Raw genomic sequence first — 13599 nt, 5'->3', positions numbered from 1 at the left:
AAAGGCCCACAACCATGCGTAAGCTTGCAATGACCCTGTTCTGCGCCGCTGCCATTCAGGCTGCGGCGCAGGCTCCTCCAGCAAATCCGGTATCTGTTCAGGTCGATCTTGCGAAGCCTTCGGGGACTTACAAGCCCATCTATAGCTGGTTTGGATACGACGAATCGAACTACACAACAATGAAGTATGGCCAGCAGTTGCTGACTGAGTTGCACGATCTCAGCCCGGCACCCGTGTATATTCGCGCCCATCATCTGTTGACTTCGGGTAATGGCGTTGCCGAATTGAAGTGGAGTTCTTCGAATGTATTTAGTGTGGATGCAAATGGAAAGCCGGTATATGACTTCACCATTACGGATAAGACCTTCGACGAGTTTCAGAAAGCTGGAGTCCGTCCGGTAGTGGAGCTGGGCTTTATGCCGAAAGACCTCGCTGCAAACGTCCCGGGCGTAAGTGAATATCAGGTCCGCTATCCGAAGAACACAATCTCCGGTGCATCCAACAATCCGCCAAGAGACTATGCGCTTTGGGGAGAACTGGTGCGGCGATACACGGAACATCTGGTCCAACGCTATGGAAAGGAAAAGGTCAGCACATGGTACTTCGAGGTTTGGAACGAGCCTGATATCGGTTACTGGCATGGCACGCCAGAGGAGTATTACAAGCTCTACGATTATGCTGTGGATGGGGTTCGCAAAGCGCTACCGAACGCCATCGTAGGGGGCCCGGCGAGCACTGGCCCTGCTTCGGAGAAAGCTGCTGCCTTTCTGAATAACTTTCTCAAGCATTGCCTGAACGACAAGAGCGCCGCCAATGGACAGGCAGTACCTCTTGATTTCATCTCATTTCATCCCAAAGGACAGCCGACGGTTATCGATGGCCATGTGCAGATGGGGCTTTCCCATGAATTGAAGGCAGTGGCAAAGGGCTTCAGTATTGTGGCGAGCTATCCCAAGTACGCCCATCTTCCTATCATTCTTAGCGAGGCCGATCCAGAAGGCTGTGCTGCCTGCTCGATGAAAGTGAACCCGGCAAACGCATATCGCAATGGTCCGCTGTATCCGGCATACACGGCCACAGCGATCAAGGCCCTGTTCGATCTGCAGGACCAATACAAGGTAAATCTGATCGCAATGCTCTCCTGGTCATTCGAGTTTGAGGGCAAGGATTACTTTGAGGGATTCCGTACGCTGTCAACCAACGGAATCGATAAGCCCATTCTGAATGTCTTTCGTATGGCTGGTCTGATGTCGGGTGAACGAGTCAGCACCAGTAGCACGGGACAGGTTTCGTTGAACGACATTCTCAGCTCGGGGGTGAGGAGCAGCGATGACGTGGATGCTTTCGCAACAAAGGGCGATCATGAAGCAGCCGTGATGCTCTGGAACTACCACGACGATGACGTTCCGGCGGCCGGCTCGGAAGTGAAGGTGACCATTGCGGGAATTCCCCCGAATGTAAAGCGAGTGTTGTTGGAGCACTATCGGATCGACGACACGCACAGCAATTCTTATCATGTCTGGAAGGCGATGGGATCGCCGCAGACGCCGACTGACGCGCAATATGCGCAGTTGAAAGAGTCAGGACAACTGGAGCTTCTGCGTTCTCCAACGTGGCTGGATGTGAGCGCTGGCAAGGTGACGGTTGTCACGGCACTCCCACGTCAGGCCACTTCGCTGATGCACTTGAAATGGTGACGAGGTGGCGAGCCTGGTAAGTAATCTCAAGGAACATAAGCAGATCGAATTGCAATGGTACTTTGTCGCGATGGTCACCGCGGCGATTGCCATCAGCTACTTTGATCGGCAGACGTTGCCGGTTGCGATATCGGCGATTCAGCGGTCGATACCACTCAGCGACCAGCAGTTCTCATGGCTCCAATTCGCGTTTCTGATTCCGTATGCGTTGTTGTATGCGGCAGGTGGCAGAATGCTCGATGTGTTGGGCACGCGCCGCGGATTTATGCTCATCATGCTCTGGTGGTCCGTGGCGTGCGCCCTGCACGGGCTGGCTATGAACTTTGCAGTTCTATTAGGCGCTCGTTGCCTGCTGGGAATGGGAGAAGGGGGCGCGTTTCCCGCGGCCACAAGAGTCGTTGCGGAGTGGATTCCCATGCATCAGCGTTCTACCGCGATGGGAATTATCAACGCCGGCACAGCAGTGGGATCAGTATTGGCCCCGCCTTTGATTGGCATCGTATTGCTCACCAGCGGGTGGCGTATGGTGTTCTTCACCTCAGGGGCGATTGGACTGGCGTGGGTCGTATGGTGGTGGGCGCGCTATCGAGGGAATAATGATGCTTCTATCGCTACACTCGATGCGCGTGTGGTTGCGCAGTACCTGTCTTTTCTGGAAATAGCCGGCATGCGCAAGGTGCAGGTACTGGTCTTCGCTAAATTCATGAGTGACTCTGCCTGGTATTTCTATCTCTTCTGGCTGCCGAAATACCTCTATGATGTGCGCGGCTTCGATATCAAACATGTGAGTTATTACGCGTGGATTCCATATGCGGCATCGGGAGTAGGAAGCTTTTTGGGTGGCTGGTTATCCAGTGTGTTGTTGGCCAAAGGTCGCTCGTTGGATTTTTCGCGGAAGTTTGTTCTCGGACTCAGCGCCTTGTTCATGCCCGTCGTCATGTTTGTGCCGCATGTGCCCGTAGGCTGGGCGCTGCTACTGTTTAGCATTGCGTTCTTCTGTCAGCAGTCGTGGTCGGGACTCATTATGACCTTACCTGCGGATATCTTTCCGTTGTCAGCAGTGGGATCTGTGGCGGGCCTTGTTGGATTTGGCGGCGCGATCGGCGGCGCGATCTTTGGTGTCGTCGCGGGTTTTCTGCTAAGTCACGGATTTGGATATGGAACGCTGTTTTGTATCGTAGGGACTTTTCACATCATCGGCTTTCTTGCCATCTTGCTAATGGAGGGCAAGGTGCAACTACTTCGAGCTCCAGATTTATTAACCACAAGCAGCGAATCATGAAAATCATAGAGAGCCAATCATGAAGATTACAGAAGTACGCACACGCGTTGTTCAGTGGGAAGGCAAAACCATACCGCTGCCTCCTCACTTTTGCACCAACCCCATGGACCTGGTCATGTTCCGCGAAGCCTCGATGGGCAACTTTGCATTTCACGGATGGGTACTCGTGGAGATTTTTACAGATGCCGGCTTGGTGGGCCTAGGCAATGCGGCACTCTCCCCGCTTGTCACTAAATCCTGCATCGACAATTACCTCAAGCCGCTGTTGATCGGTGCGGACCCATGGGATGTGGAGTACCTATGGCAGCAGATGTATCGCCGGACGATGGCATTTGGGCGCAAGGGTGTTGGGATGGTAGCCATCAGCGCAGTCGATATTGCGTTATGGGACCTGCTGGGGAAGTCGGCCAAACAGCCTGTGTATCGATTGCTCGGTGGACGCACGAAGAAGAAAATTCCTGTCTATGCAAGCCGTTTGTATAGCCTGCCGCTCGACGAGCTTCGCGTTGAGGCGCAGCGCTACAAAGATCAGGGATATAAGGCGATGAAGTTGCGTTTTGGCTGGGGGCCGGTCGATGGTGCGGCTGGGATGCAGCGCAATATCGATCTGCTGCGGACGGTCCGCGAGGTCGTGGGCGATGGCATCGATCTGATGGCCGATGCTTACATGGGCTGGACACTCGATTATGCAAAACGCATGTTACCGCTGCTGGAACCCTTCCACCTGCGGTGGCTGGAAGAGCCTGTCATCCCCGACGATACGCGCGGATATGCGGAACTGAAGGCCTACGGGCGGGTGCCGATCGCAGGTGGTGAGCACGAGTTTACTGTCTTCGGCTTCCGCGAACTGCTGGAGGCGAATGCACTCGACTATATTCAGTTCGACACGAACCGCGTAGGTGGCATCAGTCAGGCTCGCAAAATATCGGCGCTAGCTGAGGCATACCAGGTTCCGGTCATCCCACATGCCGGACAGATGCATAACTATCACGTCGTCATGGCCAGCCTTAACTCGCCGATGGCAGAGTTCTTTCCTAAAGTGGATGTCGAAGTTGGTAACGAACTCTTTTGGTACATCTTCGACGGTGAACCAACCCCCGTGGACGGCTATATCGATCTCGACGAGAACACTCCCGGGTTGGGACTTACGGTCAACGAAGATTCACTAAAACGGTTTCAAATCACTGAGTAAAGCAGGGAGATTATGATTCGTCTTGTTCAGATCAGCAATGGAGCGTCGCGCAGGGTTGCGCTGGTTGAAGAGCCCAATCTTCGCTGTTTAACCGATGTCGAGAGTGTCTACAGCCTGGTGCAACAGTGCCTGCGCAGCGGCGAAAAGTTGAGTGCACAGGTGCTCGACTTGGCGCGCGGAGAAGTATTGCCGTACGACGCTGTGTATGCAGGCGAGTCAGAGTGGCATCTGCTTTCACCTATCGATGTTCCTGGTCAACCGTCGCGCGTGATGATCGCGGGTACCGGCCTGACGCATCTGGGCAGCGCAAAGGATCGGCAGGCTATGCACGTTGCCGATGCCGCAAAGACAGCCGAAGCGATGACAGACAGTATGCGGATGTTTCAGTGGGGCGTTGAGGGCGGCCACCCCGCGCATGGAGAGGTCGGCATCGCACCGGAGTGGTTTTACAAAGGGAACGCTTCCATATTGAAGGCACCTTTTGAGCCTCTGACGATACCGGCTTACGCGGAAGACGGTGGTGAAGAGGCGGAAGTGGCCGGCGTCTACATCGTCGGCGAGGACGGTACTCCCTATCGCATTGGATTTGCGGCAGGCAATGAGTTCTCCGACCATCGCTTCGAGAAGCGCAATTACCTGAACCTCGCAGGCTCGAAGCTGCGAAATTGCAGCCTTGGACCGGAGTTGGTCATCGGAGGCGATTTTCAGTCGATTGCCGGTGAGGTCCGAATCGAGCGCGGAGGGAAGACCCTGTGGTCGAAAAAAATCAACACTGGCGAAGAGAATATGTGCCACAGCCTGGCCAATCTGGAACATCATCATTTCAAGTTCGAAGGTCACCGCCAGCCGGGCGACGTACAGGTGCACTTCTTCGGCGCGCACTCACTTAGCTTCGGCGAGGGTGTTGTTCTTGAAGACGGAGACTGGATGGAGGTTCACTATGAAGGGTTCGGACGCGCCCTTCGCAATCCGGTTCACGTAGAGAAGGCAGATGCAAAGAGTCCAGTCACGGTGCGACCGCTCGACTGAGGGGAACGATCAAGAGGAGGGCTTCTATGGATAAGGATGTAGCAATATTAGGCTTGGGTACGATGGGCGGCGGCATGGCGGCGAACCTGCTGAAGGCTGGATTTTCGCTGACGGTCTACAATCGGACTCCTGAGAAGGCTCAGGCGCTCATAGACAGCGGTGCACGCTTTGCATCGACGCCAGCGGAAGCCGCGGCGAAGGCGTCGGTTGTTATCAGCATGCTCGCAGACGATGCAGCATCTCGCGAAGTGTGGATGGGCCAGCACGGCGCCCTCAGCACGGTAAGAGAGGGCACGATTCTGGTGGAATCGAGCACGGTAAGTCCGGCGTGGATCGCCGAGCTTGCTACCGTCGCTACGCAAAAAGGTGCGGCGTTGCTCGACGCTCCTGTCACCGGAAGCCGCATGCAGGCAGAGGGTGGCCAGCTCTCATTTCTGGTGGGCGGCGATGATGTGGCCCTGAATGCCGCTACGCCCGTGTTGAAGGCGATGAGTAAAGAGATTGTTCATCTGGGGCCCTTGGGGAGCGGGGCCAAGATGAAGCTGATCAATAATTTTCTCTGCGGCGTCCAGGTAGCTTCGCTGGCAGAGGGACTGACATGGATTGAGCGAAGCGGACTCGATGTCGAGAAGGCACTTGCAGTGCTCAAAGCGGGAGCCCCTGGCAGCCCTCTGCTTGGCGCTATCTCGACACGAATGACTGCCCACGATTACTCAGTGAACTTCCTGCTAAGGCTGATGGCAAAAGATCTGCTCTATGCAGAGGAAGAAGCGGCGCATTGCAATGTGGACCTCAAAATGGCAGAAGCGGCTCGATCGCTCTTTGAAACGGCTGCTGCAAAAGGCTTGGCTGAGAAAGATATGTCCGCCGTGATCGAACCACTTCGCAGCAGCAAATAGGCTCTACTCTGTCGCTCGAAAGAGCTTGCCAAACAAACCACTATCTAAAAGGAGCCCGAACGATGAGGTCGATTGCCATTCTCTGTAGCGTTATGCTTTTCCTCTGCACGGCATCTGCGCAGAATGCAACTCGGCCAGCGTATCTTGATCCTTCCAAGCCGGTCCCGGTCAGGGTCGCCGATCTCATCTCGCGTATGACCCTCGAAGAAAAAGCGCAGCAGTTGAATCACCTGAATACCGGGATTCCGCGGCTCGGCATAAAGGCGTGGGGCGGCTGGAACCAGACGCTGCACGGCGTTTGGTCGAAGCAGCCGACAACCTTATTTCCTGCTCCCATTGCGATGGGAGCGACCTGGGACACTCCGCTGATTCAGACCATCACGGGAGCGATGTCCGATGAGGCGCGAGCACTCTACAATATCGGCGCCGATGGTCCCCGCTCGAAGCATGGCTTGATCTATCGCTCCCCCGTTATCAATGTCAGCCGCGATCCACGCTGGGGGCGTATTCAGGAGGTCTTCAGCGAAGACCCTTTTCTAACCGGGCGCATGGGCGTGGCTTACATCAGGGGACTACAAGGTGACGATCCGCACTATCTCAAAGTCGCGGCGACCGTAAAGCACTTCGCTGTAAACAACGTTGAGACGAATCGCCAGCGGCTGTCTGCCGAGGTGGATGAACGCAACCTGATGGAATACTGGCTGCCCCAGTGGAAAGCCGCGATCACGGAGGGCCATGCACAGTCGGTGATGGCTTCGTACAACGCGATCAACGGCACGCCAGATGCGGTCAATCAATATTTGCTAACAGACATTCTGCGAGGACAATGGCACTTCGACGGGTTTGTGACCGACGATCTTGGCGGTGTGAATCTGCTGGTGACCGCACACCACGTCACGGAAGACCCCGTTGAAGCCACCGCGCGCGCCATACAGGCAGGATGCGACTCTGACGACGCGCAGTTCGAGACCAACATTCCATTGGCCGTGAAGAGTGGCCGCCTCCCCATCGCCGACGTGGACCGTGCCTTAGCGCGAGTGCTTACGGTAGGCTTTCGACTCGGCGCATTCGACCCTCCTGCGATGAATCCTTACTCGAAGATTACCGCCAGCGTCATTCGCTCCGATCAACATCTGCAGCTCTCGCTACAGACCGCGCTTGAGTCGATGACGTTGCTTTCGAATCACGACAAGTTTCTGCCTCTGAAGAAGGAAACCCTGAAGAGCGTCGCGGTGATTGGTCCAGCAGGAGATACAGCCTACGAGACCGGAAATTACTACGGAAAACCCACGCGTAAGGTTAGTCCATTTCAGGGGTTGAAGGATGCCCTGGGATCCGGAGTAGACGTGAAGTACGAACAGGGTGCCGGGTTTGTCGAACCTGCTGATCCCGCTGCTATCGCACGCGCAGTGGATCTCGCGCGAAAATCAGATGTCGCCATTCTCTTTCTCGGCACGAACCTGAAAGTTGAAGCCGAGGGCAGAGACCGCCGCGACCTGAATCTTCCGGGCGCGCAGAAAGAACTAATGGAAGCTGTCTACGCGGCCAATCCAAAGACAGTTCTTGTGCTGATGAATGCCGGCCCCTTGGCGATAACGTGGGCGAACGACCATCTCCCCGCCATTCTCGATGCCTGGTACCCAGGAGAGTCGGGCGGCACTGCGATCGCGCAGGTACTCCTGGGCGACTACAACCCGGGTGGCCACCTACCCTACACGGTCTACGCAAACCTCGATGGAGTGCCGCCGCAGAATGAATACGATGTCTCCAAGGGATACACCTATCTCTACTTCAAGGGGATACCACTTTATGCCTTTGGCCATGGCCTCAGCTATACGCAATTTAAATTCAGCAACTTGAAATTGTCCCAAGCCACCGTGAATACCGTGGGTCAGGTCGAAGTCTCATTCGATCTGCAGAATACGGGCTCCAGATCAGGGTCGGAAGTGGCACAGTTGTATGTTCACCAGATGAAGTCGAACGTGGTGCAGCCGATGAAGAGCCTGCGCGGTTTTGAACGTGTGCAACTCGATCCCGGAGAGACAAAGCACATCGCAATCTCATTGCCGTCTTCGCGGCTCTCTTACTACGACGTGACCACCCACAAATTTATTGTCGTTCCAGGCATGTTCGAAGTAATGATAGGGGCGTCATCGGATGACATCCGCCTCCGAACTCAGTTGAAGGTTGACTGACAAATAGTGGCGGTCAAGTCCAGCGCAAACATCATAGCGATGAGCTATGGACCACTCCGTGCGGCTATTGCGGCGATGCTGTTTTTGGGAAGGCCGGATTCGGTGTGTCTTCAGACGAGTGCGTGCTGTTCAACTTCGCGCATACCGCAAACTCCTCCTGTGCCTCCTGTTTCCGCCCGAGATGTTGGTAGATCTGTCCGAGCCTGAAGTGAAGTGCAGAGACATTTGGCGAAAGGTCAACCGCTCTTTTCAGTTCCTCCTCCGCTTGCGGAAGCATCTCCAAAATCTGATACGCTCGCCCCAGTTGCTCGTGCGCTTTAGGATTTGCAGGTTCAAGCATCGCAGCCTGCTGTAGATAAGGAAGTCCTTGCGCCGGTTGACCGCGCTCCGTAAGCAAAATACCCAGATTGAGATAGGGCTGCCCGCTCTTCGCCGCAGCGTCTTGCTGCCATTGGATCGCCAGCAGATAGGCTTTCTGAGCGTCATCGATCCGGTTTAATCCCTGGTAGGACAATCCCAGATTGTTCTCGCTCTTGACGTCACGTGGATTAAGGCTCAGCGCGCGCCCAAAACAATCGATAGCTTGTGCAAAGTGATTTTCGTTATATTTGGCCCGTCCCAGCAGGTACCAGGCATGAGCATCCTCGGGAGTCTCGGCCACCACGATACTCAGCCACTTGTCCGCGTCCGTGTAGTCGCCCAGCAATACATAATCGAAGGAGACAATTTTGAGATCGTCGGGTGAAGGTCGCTGGTTGTGCGCGCCAGCGGTGTACTGCTTAAGAGATTCTGCGGGCTTCTGTTCGAGGAATAACGTATACCCGAGCAGAAAGTGTGCCTCGGCTGAATCGATATGCTGTGTCAGATATCTTCTCAGGTTGGATTCCGCTTTGGCGAGATCTCCAGACTGCAGCAAGGTTCTGGCCTGCGCCAAAGAGTCGTCCCCCGCTTTTGCAAGCTGCTGGGCATTGAACACCTTCGACAGCGACAGCAGGAAGATGAGCGCAAAGGAAAGTCTGAATTTCATGCCGGAGAGACAGATCTTTCTGCGTCGGACCACGCACAGGCTACGAACATTCCGCCTCAAACGACGCACACCACATCATAATATTCGATTGCGGAGTAGGCAATTTACGCGATCAGATCGACTAAATGGCGGAAGAGGAGGGATTCGAACCCCCGATACCCTTTCAGGTACGCCAGTTTTCAAGACTGGAGCCATCAACCACTCGGCCACTCTTCCTTTCTGAAGTTTAGTACGCGGCAGGCCGCCAGCGCAAAAAGACGACAGGAAGGTCTGACTTTAGTCCGAAGCTATCTATAGCAGTTCCAACTTTTATGGAGGCAGCCTAATGGTTGATATTCCTCTCAACCATTAGAGTGTTGACCGGAGGCCTGGCGTCCATGATCTTAGCAAAATATATGATTCGACAATTTGGAATTATCATTTGCCTTTTATCATTGGCCGGTTCTGTCGGCGCACAGGATAACTTCTTCCAAAACTGGGAAGTTCGCGCAACGCAGACACAGGCAAAGCAGCCCTCATGGTCGGTTCCGGTTTTCGCGCCTTACCCTATGGTGATTCAGGTCTTTCGCTTTGACGCGATGCGTCAGATTACACCTGCTCGCACCTCCACTTGGAACTACGGCGCCGGTCGAGGGCTCAATCTGGTTCCGGGATTCAACAGCGAGTTCGATGTCTATAACCCTCCCTATATTCAGCACCACTCCAAGACCACGGACGGCTTTGGTGATGTAGCGTTTCTCTACAAATATCGCCTCCTTTCCTCCAATCAAAAGCATGGAAACTACGCCCTGAGTATGCAGGTGGTCGCCACCATTCCGACGGGCGATCACACAAATGGCAGCACGGACGCATCCATCTCGCCCACTCTCCTTGCCGGCAAGGGGTTTGGCAGGTTCGACGTAATCTCCTCGCTGGGGGGAACGCTGCCGACGGGCGACACCGTTAAACTGGGCCGCTCAATTGCGTGGAATACAACCGCCCAATATCATTTGGGCAAATATCTATGGCCTGAAATCGAGGCAAACGCCACTTACTTTTTTGACGGCAAGAACGGTGGGAGATCCCAGAATTTTCTGACCCCCGGTCTTACAACCAGCAGATTCAAGTTCCACCCCAAAGAGGAACAGAGCCGCACAGGAATTGCGCTCGGAGCAGGCATGCAGATTGCAACCTCCCAATTCCATACTTATAACCATCAGATTATGCTTTCTTCAAGGTTCATTTTTTAGGTTCTGACAAAACGCAGTTGTCAGGAACCAAGGGCCTCGAAGCACGGAGTGCCATTTACACCTGGCCTCAGAATCGGTCTAGGGTCTAGAGCTAAATTGAATCACTTAGCTATGTAACCAATATGTTAGCGAGCGGAGCACTATTCGACTGATCGTTGTTCGAATCCCCATTCCGGAAAGCATGTATCTTTAGTCCCAGACAGATTAGATTTACTAAAGAATGAATCATGTCCCGGCGACGGCGTGAATATGCGAACCATGGGGAAGGGCAGGAACGGCTGAGTGAGATCCAATGCAGTAAATTTATGGTCGATTTGCGTGCTGACTGCCTTGGCGATCGCTGTTCCGAGAGATACACTGGCGCAAATACCATCCCCTGTTCAATCGGGTTCGTCATCCGCGGCCGCGCCTCTTGTGCCAGGAAATTTTGTCGATACTACCAGCGCGAGCGGGATCAAATTCACAGGCGTAGCCTCGCATACCTCGAAGAAGTATCTGATTGAGACGATGGGATCAGGCGTTGCCGTTTTTGATTATGACAACGACGGTCTGCTGGATATCTTCTTTGCGAATGGCGCTCCCTTGTCCGACCCAACGCCACTTGGATCTATTCCCCAAAAGAAGAGCGAGAAGGACTGGAACCGTCTCTACCATCAGAAGAAGGATGGAACCTTTGAGGACGTTACAGAACGCGCCGGACTGCAAGGCGTAGGTTACGATATGGGCGTCGCCGTGGGCGACTATGACAATGACGGATACGAAGACCTTTATGTAACCGGGTATGGCGGCAATCATCTGTACCACAACAATGGCAACGGAACCTTTACAGATGTAACTGAGCAATCCGGAACCGGAGGTAGCGGATGGTCTACCAGCGCCGCCTGGGTCGACCTGGACAACGACGGCCTGCTCGATCTGGTCGTATTGCGCTATATGAAATGGGACTTCAACGATATCTGGTGCGGAGAACACCGTGAAGGATATCGTGCCTACTGTCATCCAGATACGTTTCCCGCAATTCCGCCGCTGGTCTATCACAACGATGGCCATGGGCACTTCACTGAGGTTGCCCAGAAGATTGGCATGGGCGCGCCGGGCAAAGGGTTGGGCGTTGCTATCGCGGACTTCAACAAAGACGGAAAAATCGATGTCGCGGTTGCGAACGATTCCATGCTGGAATTTCTCTACCAGAACAAGGGAGATGGCACGTTTGAAGAGACGGGATTGACGGCGGAGACCGCTGTCGATGGCGATGGCCGCACCTACGCCGGAATGGGAATCGACTTTCAGGATTACAACAACGATGGCCTTCCTGACCTGGTCGTCACTGATCTCGCCAACCAGAAGTACGCTCTCTATCGCAACAACGGCGATGGCAGCTTTACTTACGACAGCTATGTCTCGGGCATCGCTGGAATCAGTCTGCTGCACTCCGGCTGGGGTATCCAGTTTCTTGACTACGATAACGATGGATGGAAAGATCTGCTGATCGCGCAAGGCCATGATCTGGATACGGTGGCACTGAACTATCCGCAACTCCACTACGAGGAACCGATGCTGCTTGCACGGAACACCGGTAAGGGATTTGTCGATGTATCGAGCCAGTCAGGCAGCGTCTTTCAGCAACGGTGGGTGGGGCGGGGAATGGCGGTTGGAGATCTGGACAACGATGGGCGTGTGGACGCGGTGGTCACAACCAATGGTGGGCCTGCCCACATTCTCCACAACGAAACCGCCACACGGAACCACTGGCTTTCGATCGATCTCGTGGGACATCGCAGCAACCGTGACGGTATCGGCGCCGTGATCAAGTTGACCACCTCGAAGGGCGCGCAGTATGTGACGGTGACGACAGCGGGAAGCTATCTCTCATCCAATGACAAACGGGCTCACTTCGGACTTGGCACAGATGCTGTGGCGAAGGAGATTGAAATCCATTGGCCCAGCGGTATCGTCCAGAAGCTCGAGAATGTGGAGGGCGACAAGATACTGAAGGTCGACGAGCCGGATAAGCTCACGGCGACCGGAGGCAACAAAGCCGCGCCATGATAATGCTCCCGGTAAACAAGAGCGATTCGCTGTACCTCTCCGTCATTCTATTGATCACATTAACCGTCGGAATGGCGAAGGCCCAACAGCCTTCGCTGTCTGCACCGGAGAAGCCGGCGAGCAATTCGGCGTCTGCGAATGCGCTTCTGGCCCAGGGCAAGGCGCTGGCGACCGCTGGCGATCTCCCCGGAGCAGAGCGCGCACTCAAGACCTATTTGCAGCAGCACGAGCGCTCGGCACCCGCGCTCTATCTTCTGGGGTACGTACTCCAACGCGAAAACAAGCCAAAAGAATCGCTCACTGTTTTTACTAACGCAGCGGCGATACAAGCGCCTCAGGCGAACGACCTCAGAATTGTCGCCCTGGACTACGTGCTTATTGATGACTACCCGGATGCGATCCACTGGCTCGCCTTGGCGGTTCAACTAGATCCGCTCAACGCTGAGGCTTGGTACGATCTGGGCCGCTCGCAGATGAACCAGGGAAATTTCGTCGCTGCCCAGCAGGCTTTCGAGCATGTTCTAGCGATCGCGCCTCGAGATGTAAGGGCATTGAACAATTTGGGGCTTTCGTATGAGGCACAAAACCGTCCTTCCGAAGCGCTTCACGCCTATGCCCACGCAATCGCTGCCCAGCAGGGAGTGCCGCATCCCAGCGAACAGCCTTTACTGAACTATGGCAACCTCTTGATCTCCCAGAATCGGTCCGCCGAGGCGGTGGCTACCTTGGAGAGCGCCATACAGATTTCGCCCAGAGACCCAAAGTGTCGCGAGGCCCTGGCGCGCGCCTATCTGCAGGCGGAGCAACTCCTTCAAGCCAAACAGCAGTTTGAGCAAGCTGTGGTGCTCGACCCGAAAAATCCCCGCTTGCATTATCAACTGGGGCGTCTCTACCGCCGCCTCGGACTTGCAGCTAAGGCCAAAACGGAATTGGCACTGAGTGAAAAGCTCTATGGAACGCGCTCAACTCCTGTGACAAAGTAAAAGGTTTCGGTTCAAAC

General features: G+C 54.7%; 10 protein-coding genes and 1 tRNA gene. 9 read left to right on the top strand and 2 right to left on the bottom strand.

Features of this window, described 5'->3' with window-relative positions; all coding sequences use genetic code 11:
* The first annotated feature begins 14 nt into the window (after positions 1 to 14).
* The 6 genes from P4G45_RS14530 (at position 15) to P4G45_RS14505 (ending at position 8294) form a co-directional block, all read left to right on the top strand.
* Positions 15 to 1697, top strand: a complete 1683-nt coding sequence (locus P4G45_RS14530; RefSeq protein ID WP_348267196.1) for a beta-xylosidase — start codon at positions 15 to 17, stop codon at positions 1695 to 1697.
* 4 nt (positions 1698 to 1701) lie between these two features.
* Positions 1702 to 2979, top strand: a complete 1278-nt coding sequence (locus tag P4G45_RS14525; protein ID WP_348267195.1) for an MFS transporter — start codon at positions 1702 to 1704, stop codon at positions 2977 to 2979.
* Between the two features lie 19 nt (positions 2980 to 2998).
* Positions 2999 to 4171: an L-rhamnonate dehydratase gene (locus tag P4G45_RS14520; RefSeq protein ID WP_348267194.1), complete on the top strand. Its 1173-nt coding sequence runs from the start codon at positions 2999 to 3001 to the stop codon at positions 4169 to 4171.
* A gap of 12 nt (positions 4172 to 4183) precedes the next feature.
* Complete coding sequence (gene araD1 / locus P4G45_RS14515; protein ID WP_348267193.1) at positions 4184 to 5200, top strand: AraD1 family protein; 1017 nt, start codon at positions 4184 to 4186, stop codon at positions 5198 to 5200.
* Between the two features lie 26 nt (positions 5201 to 5226).
* Positions 5227 to 6099 carry an NAD(P)-dependent oxidoreductase gene (locus P4G45_RS14510; protein WP_373694124.1) on the top strand — a complete coding sequence of 291 codons (873 nt, stop codon included), beginning with the start codon at positions 5227 to 5229 and terminating at the stop codon, positions 6097 to 6099.
* Between the two features lie 62 nt (positions 6100 to 6161).
* Positions 6162 to 8294, top strand: coding sequence for a glycoside hydrolase family 3 C-terminal domain-containing protein (locus P4G45_RS14505; RefSeq protein WP_348267192.1), 2133 nt, complete (start codon positions 6162 to 6164; stop codon positions 8292 to 8294).
* A gap of 64 nt (positions 8295 to 8358) precedes the next feature.
* Here the strand turns inward: P4G45_RS14505 and P4G45_RS14500 are convergent, their stop codons facing one another.
* Together P4G45_RS14500 and P4G45_RS14495 are read right to left on the bottom strand one after the other, a co-directional pair.
* Positions 8359 to 9321, bottom strand: a complete 963-nt coding sequence (locus P4G45_RS14500; RefSeq protein WP_348267191.1) for a tetratricopeptide repeat protein — start codon at positions 9319 to 9321, stop codon at positions 8359 to 8361.
* 126 nt (positions 9322 to 9447) lie between these two features.
* Positions 9448 to 9537, bottom strand: a tRNA-Ser gene (locus P4G45_RS14495).
* A gap of 179 nt (positions 9538 to 9716) precedes the next feature.
* Between P4G45_RS14495 and P4G45_RS14490 the strand changes: the two genes are divergently transcribed.
* The 3 genes from P4G45_RS14490 (at position 9717) to P4G45_RS14480 (ending at position 13582) form a co-directional block, all read left to right on the top strand.
* Entirely contained in the window at positions 9717 to 10550 is an 834-nt protein-coding gene (locus P4G45_RS14490; protein WP_348267190.1) for a hypothetical protein, read from the top strand.
* 414 nt (positions 10551 to 10964) lie between these two features.
* Positions 10965 to 12599 carry a CRTAC1 family protein gene (locus P4G45_RS14485; RefSeq protein WP_348267189.1) on the top strand — a complete coding sequence of 545 codons (1635 nt, stop codon included), beginning with the start codon at positions 10965 to 10967 and terminating at the stop codon, positions 12597 to 12599.
* Positions 12596 to 13582, top strand: coding sequence for a tetratricopeptide repeat protein (locus P4G45_RS14480; RefSeq protein ID WP_348267188.1), 987 nt, complete (start codon positions 12596 to 12598; stop codon positions 13580 to 13582). Before P4G45_RS14485 ends, P4G45_RS14480 begins: the two co-directional genes overlap by 4 nt.
* Positions 13583 to 13599 lie beyond the last annotated feature (17 nt).

The organism is Edaphobacter paludis (assembly GCF_039993895.1).
GTDB classification, from domain to species: domain Bacteria; phylum Acidobacteriota; class Terriglobia; order Terriglobales; family Acidobacteriaceae; genus Edaphobacter; species Edaphobacter paludis.
Note: the sequence above shows the minus strand (reverse complement) of the source record. Positions and strands in the feature narration are given on the sequence as shown.